General features: G+C 71.4%; 14 protein-coding genes. 3 read left to right on the plus strand and 11 right to left on the minus strand.

Translation table 11 applies throughout. The annotated features are described in order from the left end of the window. Nucleotides 1-3 precede the first annotated feature (3 nt). The gene (locus IE263_RS17730; RefSeq protein WP_189937476.1) at nucleotides 4-582 is read right to left on the minus strand and encodes a TetR/AcrR family transcriptional regulator; all 579 of its coding nucleotides are present in this window, start codon (nucleotides 580-582) and stop codon (nucleotides 4-6) included. Nucleotides 583-680: 98 nt separating this feature from the next. On the opposite strand from IE263_RS17730, the gene IE263_RS17735 reads away from it, so the two are divergent. Further along, a complete protein-coding gene (locus tag IE263_RS17735) occupies nucleotides 681-2,219 on the plus strand; it encodes an MFS transporter (RefSeq protein WP_189937478.1) in 1,539 nt (512 codons plus the stop codon). Between the two features lie 195 nt (nucleotides 2,220-2,414). Here the strand turns inward: IE263_RS17735 and serA are convergent, their stop codons facing one another. From serA to IE263_RS17765, 6 genes are all read right to left on the minus strand, one after another. After that, on the minus strand, nucleotides 2,415-4,004 hold the full coding sequence (gene serA, locus IE263_RS17740) for a phosphoglycerate dehydrogenase (RefSeq protein ID WP_189937480.1): 1,590 nt from the start codon (nucleotides 4,002-4,004) through the stop codon (nucleotides 2,415-2,417). Nucleotides 4,005-4,295: 291 nt separating this feature from the next. After that, on the minus strand, nucleotides 4,296-5,297 hold the full coding sequence (gene ilvC, locus IE263_RS17745; protein ID WP_189937482.1) for a ketol-acid reductoisomerase: 1,002 nt from the start codon (nucleotides 5,295-5,297) through the stop codon (nucleotides 4,296-4,298). 130 nt (nucleotides 5,298-5,427) lie between these two features. After that, nucleotides 5,428-5,952: an acetolactate synthase small subunit gene (gene ilvN / locus IE263_RS17750; protein ID WP_166002432.1), complete on the minus strand. Its 525-nt coding sequence runs from the start codon at nucleotides 5,950-5,952 to the stop codon at nucleotides 5,428-5,430. Between the two features lie 20 nt (nucleotides 5,953-5,972). After that, entirely contained in the window at nucleotides 5,973-7,823 is a 1,851-nt protein-coding gene (locus IE263_RS17755; RefSeq protein WP_189937484.1) for an acetolactate synthase large subunit, read from the minus strand. 267 nt (nucleotides 7,824-8,090) lie between these two features. Next, nucleotides 8,091-11,108, minus strand: a complete 3,018-nt coding sequence (locus IE263_RS17760) for a putative bifunctional diguanylate cyclase/phosphodiesterase (protein WP_189937486.1) — start codon at nucleotides 11,106-11,108, stop codon at nucleotides 8,091-8,093. A gap of 410 nt (nucleotides 11,109-11,518) precedes the next feature. Beyond that, on the minus strand, nucleotides 11,519-12,472 hold the full coding sequence (locus IE263_RS17765) for a 2-hydroxyacid dehydrogenase (protein ID WP_189937488.1): 954 nt from the start codon (nucleotides 12,470-12,472) through the stop codon (nucleotides 11,519-11,521). A 76-nt stretch (nucleotides 12,473-12,548) separates the two neighbouring features. Here IE263_RS17765 and IE263_RS17770 point away from each other — a divergent pair, with 76 nt between their 5' ends. Both IE263_RS17770 and IE263_RS17775 read left to right on the plus strand, forming a co-directional pair. Beyond that, nucleotides 12,549-13,547 carry an aldo/keto reductase gene (locus IE263_RS17770; RefSeq protein WP_189937489.1) on the plus strand — a complete coding sequence of 333 codons (999 nt, stop codon included), beginning with the start codon at nucleotides 12,549-12,551 and terminating at the stop codon, nucleotides 13,545-13,547. Nucleotides 13,548-13,724: 177 nt separating this feature from the next. Then, nucleotides 13,725-14,927 (plus strand): PQQ-dependent sugar dehydrogenase, encoded by a 1,203-nt coding sequence (locus IE263_RS17775; protein ID WP_189937491.1) that lies wholly within the window; start codon nucleotides 13,725-13,727, stop codon nucleotides 14,925-14,927. A 9-nt stretch (nucleotides 14,928-14,936) separates the two neighbouring features. Here IE263_RS17775 and IE263_RS17780 read toward each other — a convergent pair whose 3' ends face one another. The 4 genes from IE263_RS17780 to IE263_RS17795 form a co-directional block, all read right to left on the minus strand. Further along, nucleotides 14,937-15,128 (minus strand): DUF6191 domain-containing protein, encoded by a 192-nt coding sequence (locus IE263_RS17780; protein WP_189937493.1) that lies wholly within the window; start codon nucleotides 15,126-15,128, stop codon nucleotides 14,937-14,939. 36 nt (nucleotides 15,129-15,164) lie between these two features. Next, nucleotides 15,165-18,209 (minus strand): helix-turn-helix transcriptional regulator, encoded by a 3,045-nt coding sequence (locus IE263_RS17785; protein ID WP_189937495.1) that lies wholly within the window; start codon nucleotides 18,207-18,209, stop codon nucleotides 15,165-15,167. 164 nt (nucleotides 18,210-18,373) lie between these two features. Further along, entirely contained in the window at nucleotides 18,374-18,652 is a 279-nt protein-coding gene (locus tag IE263_RS17790) for a hypothetical protein (protein ID WP_373311999.1), read from the minus strand. 114 nt (nucleotides 18,653-18,766) lie between these two features. Beyond that, nucleotides 18,767-19,366: a hypothetical protein gene (locus tag IE263_RS17795; protein ID WP_189937496.1), complete on the minus strand. Its 600-nt coding sequence runs from the start codon at nucleotides 19,364-19,366 to the stop codon at nucleotides 18,767-18,769.

Below are 19,366 nucleotides of genomic sequence, written 5' to 3' on the forward strand. Positions count from 1 at the left end.
ACGTCAGGTCCGCTTGAGGTCGTCCAGCACCCGCCGCAGCCCCTCCGTCAACTGCTCGGCCTCCGGCGCGCTCTTCGGATCGAAGGTCCACTGCGCCATGAGTCCCATCATCAGGGTCAGGTAGAAGTAGCCGAGCGTGTCCACGGTCTCCTCCGGGACGTCCTCCTCACGCCCGCCCTGGAAGAGCGTGACGATGCCGCGCGCGCCGTCCCGCTGGGCCCGTGCCAGATGATCCCGCACCTCGGGCAGCTGGTCGCCCATGACCACGATCTCCATGCTGAGCCGCCACAGCGAACCGGGGTCCCGCATGGTGGCGATGATGTTCGACCACACCTCGGTGAACCGCTCCAGGGAGCCGGGCTCCCCCTGTAGCTCGCCGCCGGCCACGAAGGCGTCGGAGATCCCTTCCACCATCTCGATGTACGCCTGCGCCAGCAGCGCGTCCTTCGAGCCGTAGTGGTAACCGATCGACGCCAGGTTGGTCCCCGACTCCTTGACGATGTCGCGCGCGGTCGTCCGCGCGAAGCCCTTGGCGAGCAGGCAGCGCTTGGCGCCTTCGAGCAGATCCTCACGGTGTCCCATGCCATGTCACCCTACCCCGGCTTCATACAGCCGTCCTAGACGAGCGATTTATACAAGCGTACTAGACAGACGTTTAAGACGCCCGTACAGTCCCTGCCATGACGACACACACGCATGCTCCGGCCCGCGCCGGCCGTCGCGAATGGACCGCGCTCGGCGTGCTGATGCTTCCGCTGCTGCTGGTCTCGATGGACGTCTCGGTCCTCTACTTCGCGATCCCGGAGATCAGCGCGGACCTGGAGCCCAGCGGCACCCAGCAGCTGTGGATCTTCGACATCTACGGCTTCGTCCTCGCGGGCCTGCTGATGACGATGGGCTCGCTGGGCGACCGCATCGGCCGCCGCAGGCTCCTGCTGATCGGCGCGGCGGCCTTCGGCACCGCCTCGGTGCTGGCGGCGTACGCGAACAGCGCCGAGACCCTGATCGCGGCCCGGGCCGTCCTCGGTATCGGCGGGGCGACCCTGATGCCGTCGACGATGGCGCTGGTCCGCACGATGTTCACCGACCCCGCCCAGCGGGCGAAGGCGATCGGACTGTGGTCGGGCGTGATGACCGCCGGTATCGCGCTCGGCTCGGTGATGAGCGGCGTGCTCGTCGAGCACTTCTGGTGGGGCTCGGTCTTCCTGGTCAATCTGCCCGCGATGGTGCTGCTGCTGGTCCTCGGCCCGGTCCTGCTGCCGGAGGCGAAGAACCCCGCACCCGGCCGCTTCGACTGGCTGAGCGTCCCGCTGTCGATGGCGGCGGTCCTGCCCGTGATCTACGGCCTCAAGGAGATCCCGTCCGAGGGCTGGAACGTGCGGTACGTCGTCTCGGTGACGGTCGGCCTGCTCTTCGCCGCCCTCTTCGTCCACCGGCAGCGCACGACGGCGTCTCCGCTGGTCTCACCGGAGCTGTTCCGGGGGCGCGGCTTCAGCCCGGCCGTCGTCCTCAACCTCGTCGCCGCCTTCGGCATGATGGGCTCGGCCTACTTCACGACCCAGTACCTCCAGTCGGTCCTGGGCAAGAGCCCCCTCGAGGCCGCGCTGTGGAGCCTGCTGCCCTCGGTGTTCATCGGCGGTGCGGCCCCGGTCACCGCACAGCTCGTCCAGCGGGGCGTCCCGCGCGCTCACGTCGTCGCCGGCGGCTTCGCGGTCAGCGCGTGCGGCTATGTGGTGCTGGCCCTGGCCGACACGGACTCCCTGTGGCTGCTGCTGGCGGCGTGCGGTGTCCTGGCCTGCGGGATCGTCGCGGTCATGTCCCAGGTGACCGACCTGGCCATGGGCAGCGCCCCGGTGGAGAAGGCGGGCGCGGCCTCCTCCCTCCTGGAGACCGGCACGGAGTTCGGCGGCGCGCTGAGCATGGCGTTCCTCGGCTCCATCGGTACGGCGGTCTACCGCCACGAGATGCCGGCGGCGGCCCCGGACGCGGCCCGCGAGACCCTGGGCGGCGCGCTGGCCGTCGCCGAGCAGCTCCCGGGGCGCACGGGAGACGCCCTGGCAACGGCCGCGAGGGAGGCGTTCACGAGCGGAATGCAGGGCGCTGCCCTGGCCGGGGCGGTGCTCCTGCTCGCGGCGGCCGTGCTGGCGTCGGTCACCCTGCGGCGGGTCGACGTGCGGAAGGTGACGGAGATGACGGAGCCGGAAAGGGCCTGCTGCTGAACAAGACGCAGCACATGTGAACGCCGGACGGGCATTCCAGCCCGTCCGGCGTTCACATGCGAGCCACGGTCGGTGAATTCAGCCCGTCCGGCGTTCGAGGACGAGGCCCCTTCAGGGCCGAAGCGGGGGTCTGGGGGCGGCAGCCCCCAGACCCCGGCGACCGCGGTGGACGGTCACCGGAAACGAACGGTCACCTCAGACCAGGTTCACCGCGCGAGCGGACGTCGCCCCGATCTCCGCCGCGACCTCGCCCAGCACCCCGGCGGACACGGTGTCGTCGACGGTCAGCACCGCCAGCGCCTCCCCGCCCGCCGCCGCGCGGGCGACCTGCATGCCGGCGATGTTGATGCCCGCCTCGCCGAGGATGCGGCCCACCGTGCCGACGACGCCCGGACGGTCCTCGTACTTCAGGACGACCATGTGCTCGGCGAGCGCGAGGTCGACGTCGTAGTCGCCGACCGCGACGATCTTCTGCAGGTGCTTCGGACCGGCCAGGGTGCCGGAGACCGACACCTCCTCGCCGCTGCCGAGCGTGCCGCGCACGGTGACGACGTTGCGGTGGTCGGCCGACTCCGAGCTGGTCGTCAGCCGCACCTCGACGCCGCGCTCCTGCGCGAACAGCGGGGCGTTGACGTAGGAGACGGTCTCGTCGACGACGTCCTCGAAGACACCCTTGAGGGCGGACAGCTCCAGCACCTTCACGTCGTGCTGGGTGATCTCGCCGTAGACCTCGACGTCCAGGCGGACCGCGACCTCACCGGCGAGCGCGGTGAAGATACGGCCGAGGCGCTCGGCGAGCGGCAGGCCGGGCTTGACGTCCTCGGCGATGACACCGCCCTGGACGTTCACCGCGTCCGGCACCAGCTCACCGGCGAGGGCGAGGCGTACCGACTTGGCGACGGCGATACCGGCCTTCTCCTGCGCCTCGTCCGTCGACGCACCGAGGTGCGGGGTGGCGACCACCTGGTCGAACTCGAACAGCGGCGAGTCGGTGCACGGCTCCTTGGCGTACACGTCGAGACCGGCGCCGGCGACCCGGCCCTCCTTGAGGGCGGAGTACAGCGCCTCCTCGTCGACGATGCCGCCACGGGCCGCGTTGACGATGCGCACGCTCGGCTTGACCTTGCGCAGCGCCTCGTCGCCGATGAGACCGACGGTCTCCGGCGTCTTGGGCAGGTGGACGGTGATGAAGTCGGAGACCTCGAGCAGCTCGTCCAGCGAGAGCACCTTCACGCCCATCTGCGCGGCGCGCGCGGGCTGGACATAGGGGTCGTAGGCGACGACCTTCATGCCGAAGGCGGACATGCGCTGGGCGACGAGCGCGCCGATGCGGCCGAGGCCGACGACACCGAGGGTCTTCTCGGCGAGCTCCACGCCCGTGTACTTGCTCCGCTTCCACTCGCCGTTCTTCAGCGCGGCGTTGGCCTGCGGGATGTTGCGGGCGCTGGCGAGGATGAGACCGCAGGCCAGCTCGGCGGCGGTCACGATGTTGGAGGTGGGGGCGTTGACGACCATCACGCCGGCCTTGGTGGCGGCGGAGACGTCGACGTTGTCCAGGCCGACGCCGGCTCGCGCGACGACCTTCAGCTTGCTCGCGGCGGCGATCGCCTCGGCGTCCACCTTGGTGGCCGAGCGGATCAGGATCGCGTCGACGTCGGCGATGGCCGGGAGCAGTTCGGCTCGGTCCGCTCCGTTGCAGTGCCGGATCTCGAAGTCCGGGCCAAGCGCGTCCACGGTCGCGGGCGACAGCTCTTCAGCGATGAGTACGACAGGTTTCGAGCTCACGTGAGTCCTCACAAGTCCAAAGCATGCGGACGGCCGTCCCGACGGCCGCAGGCGGAGGAGGGGCTAGCCGCGTGGAAGACGCACGACGCTGTGGGCCTGACGCGTATGTAGTGCAGCAGTGTAGTGCTGCGGCAAAGGTCGTCATGCGCCTCTGCGGAAGGATCACCCGTCCGTGGCGGGACGGGATGGACAACACCGTTTCACACGACGTTACCCGGGGTTGGCCAAAGGGGCCGGAGCAGCACGCTCCGGCCCCTGGGGCATGTCGTTCACACGCCCCCGGCGTGAGGCTTACGCCTCCTCGTCGTTCACCCACGACATCAGCTTGCGCAGCTGCTTGCCGGTGGTCTCCAGCAGGTGCTCGGAGTCCGCGGTCTTGTACTCGTTGTACTTCTTCAGACCGCCGTGGTACTCGTCCATCCACTGCTGGGCGAAGGTGCCGTCCTGGATCTCGGCGAGGACCTTCTTCATCTCGGCCTTGGTGGCGTCGGTGATGATCCGCGGACCGGTGACGTAGTCGCCCCACTCGGCGGTCTCGGAGACCGACCAGCGCATCTTCTCCAGGCCGCCCTCGTACATGAGGTCCACGATCAGCTTCAGCTCGTGCAGGCACTCGAAGTACGCGATCTCCGGCTGGTAACCGGCCTCGGTCAGGGTCTCGAAGCCCGCCTTGACCAGCGCGGCCGTACCACCGCAGAGGACGGCCTGCTCACCGAACAGGTCGGTCTCGGTCTCCTCGGTGAAGGTCGTCTTGATGACACCGGCCCGGGTGCCGCCGATGCCCTTGGCGTACGACAGGGCGAGCGCGAAGGCGTTGCCGGAGGCGTCCTGCTCGACGGCGGCGATGCAGGGAACGCCGCGGCCCTCCTCGTACTGACGGCGCACCAGGTGGCCCGGGCCCTTCGGGGCGACCATGGCGACGTCGACACCGGCCGGGGGCTTGATGAAGCCGAAGCGGATGTTGAAGCCGTGGCCGAAGAACAGCGCGTCGCCGTCCTTCAGGTTCGGGGCGATGGACTCCTCGTAGACCTGGGACTGGATCGGGTCCGGCACCAGGATCATGATGACGTCGGCCTCGGCGGCGGCCTCCGACGGCGTCACCACGCGCAGGCCCTGCTCCTCGGCCTTCGCCTTGGACTTGGAGCCCTCGTGCAGACCGACCCGCACGTCGACACCCGAGTCACGCAGCGACAGGGCGTGCGCGTGGCCCTGGCTGCCGTAGCCGATGACCGCGACCTTGCGGCCCTGGATGATGGACAGGTCGGCGTCAGCGTCGTAGAACAGCTCGGCCACTTTGGGTTCTCTCCTTGGAGTGCAGGTGTTGCGTCCCACCGTATGACGGCGGGGGGAAGGGAAGTTTCGGGGTCTCGCTATACGGGCGGGATCCGGGCGGCCGATGTCACCCGGCCGCCCGAACGCGTCCTTACGCCGATCGGTCGAGTGCGCGCAGCGACCGGTCCGTGATCGAACGGGCGCCGCGGCCGATGGCGATCGTGCCGGACTGGACCAGCTCCTTGATGCCGTACGGTTCCAGCATCTTGAGCATGGCGGACAGCTTGTCGCTGCTGCCGGTGGCCTCGATGGTCACGGCCTCCGGGGAGACGTCCACGGTCTTGGCGCGGAACAGCTGGACGATCTCGACGATCTGGGAGCGCGTCTCGTTGTCGGCGCGCACCTTCACCAGAACGAGTTCACGCTGAACCGCCTGGGACGGCTCCAGCTCGACGATCTTCAGCACGTTGACGAGCTTGTTGAGCTGCTTGGTCACCTGCTCCAGCGGCAGGTCCTCGACGTTCACCACGATGGTGATGCGGGAGATGTCGGGGTGCTCGGTGACACCGACGGCGAGCGAGTCGATGTTGAAGCCGCGGCGGGAGAAGAGGGCGGCGATCCGGGCCAGGATGCCCGGAGTGTTCTCCACCAGAACGGAGAGCGTGTGCTTGGACATGTCTCTTGGGTCTCTCTCGCTCAGTCGTCTTCGTTGTCGCCGAAGTCGGGGCGGACGTCCCGGGCGGCCATGATCTCGTCGTTGGAGGTGCCGGCGGCGACCATCGGCCACACCATGGCGTCCTCGTGGACGATGAAGTCGATGACGACGGGGCGGTCGTTGATGGAGTTCGCCTCTTCGATGACCTTGTCGAGGTCGGCCGGGTCCTCGCAGCGGATGGCGTAGCAGCCCATGGCCTCCGACAGCTTCACGAAGTCGGGGACGCGGGTGCCCCTGGCGTCCGGGTTGACGTCGTTGGGGCCCGAGTGCAGCACGGTGTTGGAGTAGCGCTGGTTGTAGAAGAGGGTCTGCCACTGGCGGACCATCCCGAGGGCGCCGTTGTTGATGATGGCGACCTTGATCGGGATGTTGTTCAGGGCGCAGGTGGTGAGCTCCTGGTTGGTCATCTGGAAGCAGCCGTCGCCGTCGATCGCCCAGACCGTCTGCGACGGGGCTCCGGCCTTGGCGCCCATGGCGGCCGGGACCGCGTAGCCCATCGTCCCGGCGCCGCCGGAGTTCAGCCAGGTGGCGGGCTTGTCGTACTGGATGAAGTGGGCGGCCCACATCTGGTGCTGGCCGACGCCTGCCGCGAAGATCGTGCCCTCGGGGGCGAGCCGGCCGATGCGCTCGATGACCTGCTGCGGGGAGAGCGAGCCGTCCTCGGGCTGGTCGTAGCCGAGCGGGTAGGTCTCGCGCCAGCGGTCGAGGTCCTTCCACCAGGCGCTGTAGTCGCCCTGGTTGCCCTCGCTGTGCTCCTTCTGCACGGCCTGGATCAGGTCGGCGATGACCTCGCGCGCGTCCCCGACGATCGGGACGTCGGCGGCGCGGTTCTTGCCGATCTCCGCCGGGTCGATGTCCGCGTGGACGATCTTGGCGTACGGGGCGAAGCTGTCGAGCTTGCCGGTGACGCGGTCGTCGAAGCGGGCGCCGAGGGCGACGATCAGGTCGGCCTTCTGCAGACCGGTGACGGCGGCCACCGAGCCGTGCATACCGGGCATCCCCAGGTGCTGCGGGTGGGTGTCGGGGAACGCTCCCAGCGCCATCAGGGTGGTGGTGACGGGAGCGCCGGTCAGCTCGGCGAGGACCTTCAGCTCGGCGGTGGCGCCGGACTTGATCACACCGCCGCCGACGTAGAGGATCGGCCGCTTGGCGGAGGTGATCAGCTTGGCGGCCTCGCGGATCTGCTTGGCGTGCGGCTTGGTCACCGGGCGGTAGCCGGGCAGGTCCATGGTGGGCGGCCAGGAGAAGGTGGTCCTCGCCTGGAGCGCGTCCTTGGCGATGTCGACCAGGACCGGGCCGGGGCGGCCGGTGGAGGCGATGTGGAACGCCTGCGCGATCACCCGGGGGATGTCCTCGGCCTTGGTGACCAGGAAGTTGTGCTTGGTGATCGGCATGGTGATGCCGACGATGTCCGCCTCCTGGAAGGCGTCCGTGCCGATCGACGCGGAGGCGACCTGGCCGGTGATCGCGACCAGCGGAACGGAGTCCATGTGGGCGTTGGCGATCGGCGTGACGAGGTTGGTCGCACCGGGGCCGGACGTCGCCATGCAGACACCGACCTTGCCGGTGGCCAGGGCGTAGCCCTCGGCCGCGTGGCCCGCGCCCTGCTCGTGGCGCACCAGGACGTGACGGACGCGCCGGGAGTCCATCATCGGGTCGTACGCGGGAAGGATCGCACCGCCGGGAATGCCGAATACCGTGTCGGCGCCGACCTCCTCGAGGGAGCGGATGAGGGACTGCGCACCCGTGACGTGCTCGACGGGCACGGAGTGCTGCCCTCCGGATCGGGGCCGCGGCTGCGGGTGATGGGCCCCGGTGGCCTGCTCGGTCATCGGCATTCTCTTCTCGATGCTGAGGGTTTTGCTGGGGGGTTTGCCTGGGTGTTTTGCGAAGTTCGTGCGGTGTGCGACTGCTGTACGCCGGGCGCCTGTGCAACAAAAAACCCCTCGTGCCAAAAGGCAAGCGAGGGGAGCGCGCCGGTGAGGTCGCTGGGGTTGCCGGATCGTCCTCCGGTGGGTCCCAGCTCAGCCGACGCGCTGTCCAAGTACGAGAATTCGGGTGCGCATGGCACTGACCCTCCCCCCGGCACGCACCCACTGTCAAGTGGGTGGGACGGGGGTCTCATTATGTGAGCGAAGGGCTGTTCCGCCACCAAGGGTTCCCCCTCCCAGGACCGCGGGGACACCACTGGTGTACACCCCGGCGCCGCCACCCGCGAACACGGGCTCGACGGGCTCGCGCGGCACCGGATACTGGCCGCGGCCGAGTGCCCTGCGCAGCCGGTACTCGTCGAGCGGCCCGGAGAAGGCCGTGCCCTGGCCGTGCGTGCAGCCCATCGCGCGCAGGGCGACGACCTGCTCGGGCAGATCCACGCCCTCGGCCACGGACTGCAGCCCGAGGTCGCTCGCGATCCGCAGCAGCCCACTGGTGATCTTGTGCAGCCGTGCGGACTCCACGACGCCCTCCACCAGACCGCGGTCCAGTTTCAGTACGTCGACCGGGAGCCGGCGCAGTGCCGTTATGGCCACGCAGCCGCCGCCGAAGCCGTCAAGGGCGATCCGGACACCGAGCCGGCGCAGGGCGCCCAGCCGCCGCTCCAGTTCGTCCAGCGACACGTTCGGCTCTATGTCGGACAGCTCGACCACCAGGGATCCGGACGGCAGCCCGTGCCGGGTCAGCAGGGCCTCCACGGAGCCCAGCGGCATCGACCGGTCCAGCAGGCGGCGGGCGCCCACCCGGACCACCACCGGCAGGTTCAGCCCGCTCGCGGCCCGGTCGGCGGCCTGGGCGACGGCCTCCTCGAGCGTCCAGCGGCCCAGCTCGGCGGCCTTGTCGCTGTTCTCCGCCACCCGCAGGAACTCCGCCGGCGTGAAGAGCACACCCTGGGAGGAGCGCCACCGCGCGTGCGCGACGACCGACGAAATGCGGCCGTCCTCCAGCCGCACCACGGGCTGGTGCAGCAGCGCGAACTCCCCGTCGTGCAGCGCGGCCCGCAACCGTGTGGCCAGTTCCGCCTTCCGTACGACGTCCTGCTGCATCTGCGGCTTGTACAGCTCGACCCGGCCCTTGCCGCCCGCCTTGGCGCGGTACATGGCGAGGTCGGCGTTGCGCAGCAGCTCCCCGGCCCCGAGCCCCGGCTCGGCGAAGGCGACGCCGATGGACGCGGCGACCCGCACCTCGTTGCCGTCGATCTGGTACGGCTGCGAGAGCGTGACCCTGAGGCGGTCGGCGAGCTCCAGGATGTGCCGCTCCCGTGCGCTGCGGTCGCGGGTGGTGTCGCCCACGATCAGGGCCGCGAACTCGTCGCCGCCCAGCCGGGAGGCCGTGTCCCCCTGCCGGACCGCGTCCTGGAGTCTGCGGGCGGCCTGGACGAGCAGTTCGTCCCCGGCCTGGTGGCCGATCGTGTCGTTGACGGCCTTGAAGCCGTCGAGGTCGATGAAGAGGACGGCCGTGTTGCGCAGGGCGGTGCCCCGGTCGGAGCTGCGGCGGCCGGAGAGCGCCTGCTGGACGCGCCGGGTGAACAGGGCCCGGTTGGGCAGGTCGGTCAGCGGGTCGTGCTCGGCGTTGTGCTGGAGCTGCGCCTGCAGGCGCACCCGTTCGGTCACGTCCCGGCTGTTGAAGATCAGGCCGCCGTGGTGGCGGTTGACGGTCGACTCGACGTTGAGCCAGCCGCCGTCGCCGGAGCTGAAGCGGCACTCGATCCGGGTGGTGGGTTCCTCCTGGGGGCTGGCGGCGAGGAAACGGCGCACCTCGTGCACCACGCAGCCCAGGTCCTCCGGGTGGATGAGATGGGCCAGTTCCGTGCCCACCAGCTCCTCCGCCGGCCGTCCGTAGACGCCGGCGGCGGCCGGGGAGACGTACCGCAGGACACCGCTGGGGGCGGCGATCATGATGACGTCGCTGGAGCCCTGCACCAGGGAGCGGAAGTGGTTCTCCTTCTGCGCCAGTTCCTGGGTGAGGGTCATGTTGTCGAGCAGCATGATCCCCTGGCGCACCACGAGGGCGAGCACGACCGCCCCGCCGGTGAGCAGCACCACGCGGTCGACGCTGCGGCCGTTGAGGACGTTGTAGAGGATCCCCAGGGTGCAGACGGCGGCGGCGAGATAGGGCGTGAGGGCGGCGAGGGAGCCGGTGAGGGGCCGGGTGGCCTGGTACCGGATGTGCTCGCCTCCCGGTGCGCTCGGCTGCAGGTGCGGATGGCTGGTCGTGCGGTGTCCGGGCACGTGCTCGTGCACCACGCGCGTGTGTCCCTCCTCCCCCGCGTCCTGCTGGCGGCCGGCGGCCCAGGGGGCGTAGGCGAGGAGCAGCGAGCCGGCGAACCAGCCCGCGTCGAGGAGCTGGCCCGAGCGGTAGGTGTGGTGCAGCAGCGGTGAGGTGAACAGGGCGTCGCACATCACGGTCAGCGCGAGGGCGCCGACAGCGGTGTTGACCGCTGTGCGGTTGACCGGCGAACGCCGGAAGTGCAGCACCAGCACCATGCTGATCAGGGCGATGTCGAGCAGCGGGTACGCCAGCGAGAGCGCCGCGTGCGCCACGCTCGGTCCGTCGAGCTGCGCCGCCTGGGCGAGGGCGAGGCTCCAGGCCAGCGTGAGCAGCGAACCGGCGATCAGCCAGGCGTCCAGCGCCAGACAGACCCAGCCCGCCTTGGTCATGGGGCGGGCGGCGAGTACCAGCAGGCCCACGATCGCGGGCGGCGCGAAGCACAGGAAGAACAGGTCGGCGTAGCTGGGGCTGGGTACGGGACGGTGCAGGACGACCTCGTACCACCCCCACACCAGGTTGCCCAGGGCCGCCATCGTCGAGGAGAGCCCGAACAGCAGCCAGGCGGGTCGAAAGCGGACGCGGCGGGTGCGCGCGTAGAGGAAGCAGGACACGGCGGCGGCGCCCGCCGCTGCCGTGAGCCCGAAGTCGCCCATGATCAGTGCGAGTTGGTCCGATCCCCAGCCGAACGCGGAACCGATGGCGTATCCCGCGCACAGCAGGGCCAGGAGCAGCTGGTGGACCATGGTCGATCCGGGGCCGCCGCAGGACGGCGGCTCGATCGACGGCGTCCCCGCCGGAGGCTGTGCCCGCAGCGCTCCGTCGAGGAGGGTCGTGGAGGTCGGCGGCGAACTCACCGGGTCCTCCCGGTCCCCGCCGCTGCCCGGTCCCGCCGGTCGCGGGGCGTTTGCTGCGTCTGCCTCCTGCCGCTGCTGGGCCCGCGGTGGTGATGGCTGTGCCGACTGGCGTGACCGGGGCCACCGAGTGTGCTCGTGGCCGTGCAACAGGGCCGCCGACGGCGGCTCCGCCGCGTCGGATCGTTCGTCCATAGGCCGTGCATCGCCCGTCGCCCCCCTCACAGTCTGAAATGTCCATCCCCGGCGCCGAACGGTGCGCGGCGCAGCCCCTGTCGGGACGATACACCAGTCTCGTCACTCAGGGACATAGGTTCTCTACGCTCCGTGACGAGCTGCGGCACCCCAAGTACTGACAGCGTCCGGGGGACTGCGGAGGGTACCCGAACGGGATCAGACGTGTGCCGTGCTCGTCATGCCTTGTCGGTGGCGCCCGTCGTAAGGATCACGTTGCGCAGGGGCTGCCGGTTCACGAAACGGTTCAACTGATCCGTCAGCAGTCGCTCGGCGCGAGGCAGGAAGGCGGACGTGGGGCCGCCGACGTGGGGGCTGATCAGCACACCCGGCGCCTGCCACAGCGGGTGGCCCGGGGGCAGGGGTTCGGGGTCGGTGACGTCCAGGGCGGCGGTGAGGCGGCCGCTTTCCAGTTCGGCGAGCAGGGCCTTGGTGTCGACGACGGGGCCGCGGGCGACGTTGACCAGGAGCGCGCCGTCCTTCATGCGGGCGAGGAAGTCGGCGTTCGCCAGGTGCCGGGTGCTCTCGGTCAGGGGCGTGGAGAGGATGACGACGTCCGCCTCGGGGAGCAGGGAGGGCAGTTCGGTGAAGGGATGCACCGGACCGCGCGCCGTTGTGCGCTGGGAGCGCGCAACGCGCGCCACTCGCGCGACCTCGAAGGGCACGAGCCGGTCCTCGATCGCCGATCCGATCGCTCCGTACCCCACGATGAGGACGTTCTTGTCGGCCAGCGCGGGCCGGAACCCGCCGAGCCACTCCCCACGGTCCTGGGCGCGCACGAAGTCGGGGACGCCGCGCAGCGAGGCGAGGACCAGGGTGAGGGTGAGTTCGGCGGTGCTCGCCTCGTGCACCCCGCGCGCGTTGCACAGCCGCACGCCCGGACGCAGCAGGCCGAGGCCCGGCATCACGTTGTCGACGCCGGCCGAGAGGGTCTGTACGACCTCGACGGAGCTCAGGTGGGGCAGAGGGCGCAGGCAGACCTCGACGGGCTTCATGTAGGGGACCACGTAGTACACGCACCGGGCCGGGTCCGCGGGGAAGTCCTCGCCGCCGTCCCAGAAGAGGTAGTTCAGGCTCTCGGGGAGCCCTTCGATCTCGTCCGGCGGGATGGGGAGCCACACGTCTGCAGTCATGGTCAGGAGGCTATGTGAGGCACGCGCGTGTGCAGAGGTTAGGTTGGGGGGCCAGGAGAGGGAGGGTCACGAGCAGGTGGAGCGCAGGACGATCGGCGCGGCGGCGCTCTCGGTGGGGGCCGTCGGACTCGGGTGCATGCCGATGAGCTGGGCGTACAGCGGGTCGCGGCAGCGGGGCGACGAGTCGCTGAGGGCATTGCACCGGGCGCTGGATCTGGGCGCGACCCTGCTGGACACGGCCGACATGTACGGCCCGTTCACCAACGAGCTGTTGGTGGGGCGGGTGTTGAAGGAGCGGCGCGAGGACGCGTTCGTGTCGACGAAGGTCGGGCTGCTGGTGGGTGAGCAGCACATCGTGGCCAACGGCCGCCCCGGGTATGTGAAGCGGGCCTGTGACGCCTCGCTCCGGCGGCTGCAGACCGACGTCATCGACCTCTACCAGCTGCACCGCGCCGACCCCGAGGTGCCCGTCGAGGAGACGTGGGGGGCGATGGCGGAGCTCGTGCAGGCGGGAAAGGTGCGGGCGTTGGGGCTGTGCGCGGTGGGCGCGCGGGGTGGCCGGCGTTCGGGCGGGCGGCTGTACGACGCGACGATCCGGCAGTTGCGGCGGGTGCAGCAGGTCTTTCCGGTGAGCGCGGTGGAGGCGGAGCTGTCGGTGTGGTCGCCGGAGGCGCTGGACGCGCTGCTGCCGTGGTGCGAGCAGCGCGGCGTCGGTTTCCTGGCGGCGATGCCGCTGGGCAACGGCTTCCTCACCGGGACGCTGACCCCGGGTGAGGGCTTCGAACCGGACGACATGCGCGCCCGGCATCCCCGCTTCACCGCCGAGATGATGGCCGAGAACCAGCCGATCGTCGCCGGCCTGCGCCGGGTGGCCGCACGGCACGGCGAGACCGTGACGGCCGCGCAGGTGGCGCTGGCGTGGGTGCTGGCGCAGGGCCGGCACGTGGTCCCGGTGCCCGGGGCCAAGCAGGAGCGGTGGGTGGCGGAGAACGCGGCGGCGGCCGCGCTGCGGCTGACGGCCCAGGACCTGGCCGAGGTCGCGGAGCTGCCGGCGGCACTGGGCTCGTGGGACTAGGGCCTGTCCGGCGGGCCGGGCCGCAGGAGAGAAGGGCGTGCCGACCCCGCTTCAGCGGCACGAGCCGCCGGACAGGACCTCGGATCCGGACCGGCGCGGGGAACCGGGGACGCTGGGGGCATCGGGTTTCGGTGATCGGGAACTCGTGAGGCGCTCGCGGTGTAAGACAAGTAGGACATGCCGTTGGACCGCCGTGTCGAAGGGACCAAGATCGTGCGACGTCGAGCAGTGACGGCCGTGCTGGCCGCGAGTGCGCTCCTGTTGGCGGCCGGATGCTCCTCCGACAGCGGAGGAACGCCGGGTCCCGCCGCGGGCCGGTCGTCGAACCCCTCGGCCGCGCAGAGCGCACCCTCGCGGGAGGCGGCCGAGGAGACCCCGCCCGCGAAGGGCACGGTCAAGGTGGTGCGTACGGTCGCCGAGGGCCTGAACAGCCCGTGGGGCCTCGCTCCCGTCCCCGGCGGCGGCGGTCTGCTGGTCTCCTCCCGCGACGAGGGGACGATCACCCGGGTCGACGAGAAGTCGGGTGCGAAGACCGAGCTGGGCGAGGTGCCGGGCGTCTCGGCGGCCGGCGAGGGCGGCCTCCTCGGCATCGCCCTCTCCCCCGACTACGCCTCGGACCGCATGATCTACGCGTACTTCACCTCGGCCTCGGACAACCGCATCGTGCGCATGCTGTACGACGCGGACAAGCCGGCCGGCGAGCAGCTGGGCGCACCCGACACGGTCTTCAAGGGCATCCCCAAGGGCTTCATCCACAACGGCGGCCGGATCGCCTTCGGCCCGGACAGGATGCTCTACGTGGGCACGGGCGAGAGCGGTGACAAGGGCCTGTCCCAGGACAAGGAGTCCCTGGGCGGCAAGATCCTGCGCCTGACCCCGGAGGGCGAACCGGCCCCGGGCAACCCGTTCCCGGACTCCCCGGTGTACTCGTACGGCCATCGCAATGTGCAGGGGCTGGCCTGGGACACCGAGCAGCGCCTCTTCGCCGCGGAGTTCGGCCAGGACACCTGGGACGAGTTGAACGCGATCAAGCCGGGCGACAACTACGGCTGGCCGGAGGCCGAGGGGACCTCGGACGACGCCAAGTACCACAACCCGCTGGCCCAGTGGGGCACGGACGAGGCCTCCCCCAGCGGCATCGCCCACGCCGAGGGCTCGATCTGGATGGCGGGCCTGAAGGGCAAGCGCCTGTGGCGCATCCCGCTGAAGGGCACGGAGGCGTCGGCCGACCCGCAGGCCTTCCTGGACGGCGAGTACGGCCGACTGCGCACGGTGGTGTCGGCGGGCGGCAACAAGCTGTGGCTGACGACCAGCAACACGGACGGCCGGGGCACACCGAAGGAGGGCGACGACCGGATCCTGGAGCTGGAGGTGAGCTGAGGCCCCGCCTCACTCCTCCGTGACGTCCTCCTGGTCCACCGGCTCGGGCGGACGGACGACGACCTTCCCGGACGCGAGGTCTATCGGCCCGCGCCCGGGATCGGAGTCGCCGACGTCCACCCGGGTCAGTTCCAGCCGGTTCCGCTCGTCGCGGGTGTGCTTGCGCCCGGGTGCGAACAGTTCCTCGAACAGGTTGAACACGGCCCCTCCCCCTGCCGGTTCCTGACAGCGTACGCCTCACCCCGCGGAGGGTGCCTGGAGAACCTCAGCCGGGAACAAGCCCAGCCGGTGGGCCACCGCAGCCGCCTCTCCCCGGCCCGAGACACCGAGCTTGGACAGGATGTTCGAGACGTGGACGCTTGCCGTCTTCGGGGAGATGAAGAGTTCCTCGGCTATCTGGCGGTTGGTGCGGCCGGCCGAGACCAGGCGGAGGACGTCGCGTTCGCGGCTGGTGAGGCCGAGGGCGCGAGCCGGGTCGTCGGGGGCGGGGCCCGGGGTGGCGGTGAGGGTGAGGCGGGCGCGCTGGGCGAGCAGGGCGACGGCGTCGGCGAGCGGGCGGGCGCCGAGGTGGTCGGCGACGGCGTGGGCGAGACGGAGAAGTTCCGTGGCACGGTCGCGTTCGTCCTCGCCGGAGCCGGAGGCCAGCAGCGCTTCGGCGCTCCGGAACCGGACGCGCGCGAGGTCGTACGGCCGCTCCAGCGGCTCCACCGCCTCGACGGCCGCTGCCCATTCCTCGGGCGCGAACCTGCCCTCGGCACGGAGCAGTTCGGCGCGCAGCCACTGGTCGTACGCCTGCCACAGGGGCACTCGGGTGGCCAGGGTCTTCGCCGCCTTGCGGATGCGTCCGATGATCTCCGGGCGGTCGGGCTCGGCGGCCGGGAGTCCCAGGGCCTCGGCCTCGGCGGTGGCGGCGGCGAGCAGCAGCGGCCAGCCGTAGCGCTGGGTGCCGGGCGGGAAACCGGTGTCCAGGGCCTTCAGCAGTTCGGTGCGGGCGTCCGCCGGGCGGCCCTCGGCGGCGGCGATACCGAGGGCGATCTGGCTCATCGGCAGCATGTACTGCGGCATGGGGTCGTGGGTGCCGAAGGAGGCCCGGGCGGCGCTGAGCCGGCGGGCGGCCTCGGGCAGGTCGCCCCGGTCGAGGGCCAGCAGGGCGAGTCGCATCGAGCCGCCGGTCCGCGGCTTGGCGCTCTGCTCGATGCGCTGGGCGTTGGCCGCGGCTGTGACCGCCTCGTCCCAGCGGCCGAGCGAGTGCAGTGATTCGGCGAGGTTGCCCCACACCCACGCCTCGGAGTCCGGCAGGCCGGCCCTGCGGGTGAGCAGGACACCCTCCTCGAGGATGCCGACCGCCTCCTTCGAGCGGCCGACGCCCTCCAGCGCGGACGGCAGGTTCACATGGGCGCGGTGCCCCATCTCGGTGTTCATCCCCAGCTCGGCCGCACGGCCCTTGACCTCGTACATCTCGGCCAGCCCCGCCTCGATCGCACCCGCGTCCACCCTGAGGCCGCCGAGGGTGAGCCGGGCGTTGAGCTCGATGGTGCGGGCGCCCACCATGCGCGCGTACTCGACGGCCCGTTCGGCGGCGGTCATGGCCTCGGGGCCCGGCTCGTGGAGCATGGACCAGCCCGCGACCATGGCGAGGACCTCGGCGTGCACCTCGGACGGCGGCAGCCCGCGCACCAGGTCCTGCGCGGTGGCGAGCTCCTTCCAGCCGTCGCCGCGGGCCAGGGCCTGCACGAGGCGGGAGCGCTGCACCCAGAACCAGGCGGCGCGCAGGGGGTCGTTCTCGTCCTCCAGGAGGTGCAGGGCCCGCTTGGTGATCTTCAGGGCGCGTTCGCGTTCCCCGCAGAGCCGGCCCGCGACGGCGGCTTCCGCCATGAGGTCGAGGTAGCGCAGGGGCGTGGTGGCCGGGCCGCAGCCGCGGGGCGGGTAGACCTCGGTGTAGTCGACGGGGCGCAGCCGGGCCCGTACGTCCTCGGGGACGGTCTCCCACAGCTCCATCGCCCTTTCCAGGAGCCGCAGTTGCTCGCTGTAGGCGTGGCGGGAGCGGGCGGCGACGGAGGCGTCCAGGACGGCCGGGAGGGCCTTGGCGGCGTCGTGCGCGTGGTACCAGTAGCTGGCGAGGCGCATCACGCGCTCGTCGGCGGGGACGAGCGTCGGGTCGGCCTCCAGGGCCTCGGCATAGCGGCGGTTGAGGCGGGAGCGTTCCCCGGGCAGCAGGTCGTCGCCGACGGCCTCGCGGACCAGGGAGTGGCGGAAGCGGTAGCCGTCGTCGGTGGGTGTGGCGAGCAGGATGTTGGCGCCGACGGCGGCCCGCAGCGCCTCGATCAGGTCGTCCTCGGTGAGCCGGGCGACGGCGGCCAGCAGCCGGTACTCGACGGTGGAGCCGCCCTCGGCGACGATCCGGGTGACCTTCTGGGCGCTCTCGGGCAGCGTTTCGACGCGGACGAGCAGCAGGTCGCGCAGGGAGTCCGTCAGGCCGGCGCAGCAGCCCTCGTGGGCGGCGACGGCGAGTTCCTCGACGAAGAAGGCGTTGCCGTCGGAGCGTTCGAAGATGTCGTCGACCTGGGCGGGGTCGGGTTCGTACGCCAGGATTCCGGCGATCTGGCGGCCGACCTCCTCGCGGGTGAGGCGGGCGAGTTCGAGGCGGCGTACCGTGCGCAGCCGGTCGAGTTCGGCGAGCAGGGGGCGCAGCGGGTGGCGGCGGTGGATGTCGTCGGAGCGGTAGGTGGCGAGGACGACGAGGCGGCCGGTGCGCAGGGTGCGCAGCAGGTAGGAGAGGAGGTGGCGGGTGGAGGCGTCGGCCCAGTGCAGGTCCTCCAGGGCGACGACGACCGTGCGGTCGGCGGCGACGCGTTCCAGGAGGCGGGCGGTGAGTTCGAAGAGGCGGGCCATGCCCTCCTCGTCGTGCCGGCCCGTGCCCGCCTCGCCCATCTCGGGCAGCAGCCGGGCGAGTTCCTCCTCCTGGCCGGCGGCCGCGGCGGCCAGTTCGTCGGGCAGGGCGCGGCGCAGGGCGCGCAGGGCGGTGGAGAACGGGGCGAACGGCAGGCCGTCCGCGCCGATCTCGACACAGCCGCCGAGCGCGACGACGGCACCCCGGCGGCAGGCGGCGGTGGCGAACTCCTCGACGAGCCGGGTCTTGCCGACGCCGGCCTCGCCGCCGATCAGCAACGCCTGCGGCTCTCCCGCGGCGGCGCGGGAGAGCGCGTCGTTCAGGGTGTCCAACTCGTCGGCGCGGCCGACGAAGACGGGACTGACGGACCTGGTCTCCACGGGGGCGAGCATCGCACAGGGCTCCGACGGAGCCCCAGCGGTTATCCGCGAGGCCCCCGACGGGCCTCCGGTCGAGAGCGTCGAGCCCCTCGTCCAGGCCGTCGCCGGCGCGCGCCCGAGGCCCGTCCCGGCAGGGCGGTCGGCCCGCGTGCGGCCGGCCGGCCCCGGCCCGGCGCTCATGCGGTCCGGGCGGACCGCGGTCTGCGGGGGCGGTGGGTATGGGGCTCGCTCTCGGCGGTGCCCCGGGCGCGCTCGGCGGCCGCGCGGCGGGCGGAGCGCCGGCCGCGGGAGACCTCGCGGGCCAGCCGCTCCTGCTCGGCGCGGCGGATCAGCTCGGCGGAACGGAACTGCTGGAGCTCGTACTCGAACACGGTGTGCCTCTCGGAGAAGTCGCTGGTGGTGGCCTCGCTTGCTGCGATGCCTCCACCTTCTTCTCCCAGCCGGGTCCGCCACATCGGGAGAGTTCCGCATCTTCGGCGGGGGGCGGGGCCTTAGACGCGCGTGAGGGACCTCAGGGCGGCCATAAGGTGCTTACGGCCACTCTGAGGCCCCTCAGGACCTGCGGCGACTCAGCCCGCGGACGGCAGTCCGAGCAGCGCGTCGCTGTACTTCAGGACCGCCAGGAGCAGGCCGATCACACCGAGCGCGATTCCCGCCCAGGAGACCGACTTGATCCACGGCGCCTGCGGCCTGCCGGGCGCCCCGAAGGCGGGCCGGGCCAGCACCACGACGCCGGTGATCAGCGCGGCCAGCGCGAACAGGCCGGCCCACAGGGCGGTGGCCTGCCAGGCGTCGCCGTAGATCGCCTGCATCTGCTGGGCGACGCTCGCCGACCCGCTCGACGAGGTCTCCAGCTGGCCGACGAGGCTCTGCCGGGCGGAGGCGATCGTGCCGATCCAGCCGCCGGACAGCGAGACGAGGCCCAGTGCGGCGGAGACCACGGCGGCGGCGCCCTGGCCGACGCCGGAGGGGCCGTCCTTCGTGCCTTCGTTCTCGGCGGCGGCCTCCGCGCCGGCGGTGTCCGTGTCCTCGTCGTCGGTCGTCGTCACGTCGTCCGTGGCGTCCGCCGCGTCGTTCTTGGTGACGTCCACCGTCTCCTCGTCGCGCTTCGCCTCGGTGGCCTCGGCGCCTGTCGCGGCGCCGGCCTCGTCAACAGTCTTGGTTCCCAT

Source organism: Streptomyces aurantiogriseus (genome assembly GCF_014649375.1).
Lineage (GTDB): Bacteria > Actinomycetota > Actinomycetes > Streptomycetales > Streptomycetaceae > Streptomyces > Streptomyces aurantiogriseus.